Consider the following 392-nt stretch of genomic DNA (forward strand, 5'->3'; position numbering starts at 1 on the left):
ACCGTCCAGATCCGCACCGAATCAACGGCCGTATTGAAGAAGCGCTGTGAACTCACCCCCCGGCTCGCCCCCACCCAGCTTTCACCGGGAGGAAGCACCTTATCTACCCGGTTCAGCGGGGAGGCTTCATAGTTCGTTTGGGCGTAATATTTAGTGTCACCCTGCCCGTTAATGGGACTCAGCGGATTGCTGTTGCTGTAAAACCAGCTCTGCTGGGCAAGGGCGGTAGCCTTATAGGAGCCGTCATTGGCCAGCGCCGTACCACCGGAGTTGGTATGTGCCGCAAAAGGCAGGTATTTGGTGGCCTCCCTGCCAAAGGCATCATACACCACCGGACTCACCAGGTCAACGGCAGCTGTCTGGTGGGCGGCGGTATTCAGGCTGCCCTGCCT

General features: G+C 58.9%; 1 protein-coding gene. It reads right to left on the reverse strand.

Going from position 1 to position 392, the window contains the following annotated elements:
- On the reverse strand, positions 1–392 hold a 392-nt coding region (locus HY58_RS19690), incomplete at both ends, for a DUF6443 domain-containing protein (protein WP_039135705.1).

The organism is Flavihumibacter sp. ZG627 (genome assembly GCF_000814325.1).
Lineage (GTDB): Bacteria > Bacteroidota > Bacteroidia > Chitinophagales > Chitinophagaceae > Flavihumibacter.